The sequence below is a fragment of the Vibrio sp. D173a genome (genome assembly GCF_030248475.1).
In genome coordinates this window covers 1-627 of the sequence record NZ_JAHGAH010000960.1, presented here as the reverse complement: position 1 = coordinate 627, position 627 = coordinate 1, and the positions used below count along the sequence as shown (strand labels likewise).

General features: G+C 44.3%; 1 protein-coding gene. It reads right to left on the bottom strand.

Features of this window, described 5'->3' with window-relative positions; all coding sequences use genetic code 11:
- The coding region (fabR, locus tag KIV40_RS30565; RefSeq protein ID WP_285353039.1) for an HTH-type transcriptional repressor FabR at positions 1-497 on the bottom strand (497 nt) is incomplete at its 3' end.
- Positions 498-627: the final 130 nt, after the last annotated feature.

The following is a 627-nucleotide window of genomic DNA, read 5'->3' as shown; positions in this document are numbered from 1 at the left end:
GAATTAAACACCAAAATGACCGAAGCTTCCGCTTGTGTAAATGCTTCATCCCTTGTCATTCCGGTTGTAATCGAATACTCGGTCAATTCTGCAGAGAAGTGCTGTATTTCACGAGCTACCGCTGTACGAAACTCAAACGAGGTTCCGGAGCGTTCGCGTAATAACAGTCTGAATACGTTCGGGCTGCTTTCGATGAACTCCATAAAGGTTTCAACCGAGGTACGGATTACACTGCCTTCTTTAACGATTCGTTGCCTTGCCTGACGCATCAACTGACGCAGCAGCAAGCCCCCTTCATCAACCATGGTTAAACCGAGTTCATCCATGTCTTTAAAGTGGCGATAGAAAGAAGTTGGTGCAATGCCGGCTTCGCGAGCAACCTCTCTTAAGCTCAGATTAGAAAAACTACGATCAGCACTCAGCTGACTAAACGCAGCATCGATTAAGCTTCGACGAGTTTTTTCTTTTTGCTGTGCGCGAATTCCCATTGGTTTCATACTTTATCAATTTCTTCTTTTACAGCCTAAACAGGCATGCCTAATACTCAGGTAAATATAACGCGAATCGCTCTATTTTATAAGGCATTCTCGTTATCTATGACTTCAGACCCCCCTCTTTGTTCACGTA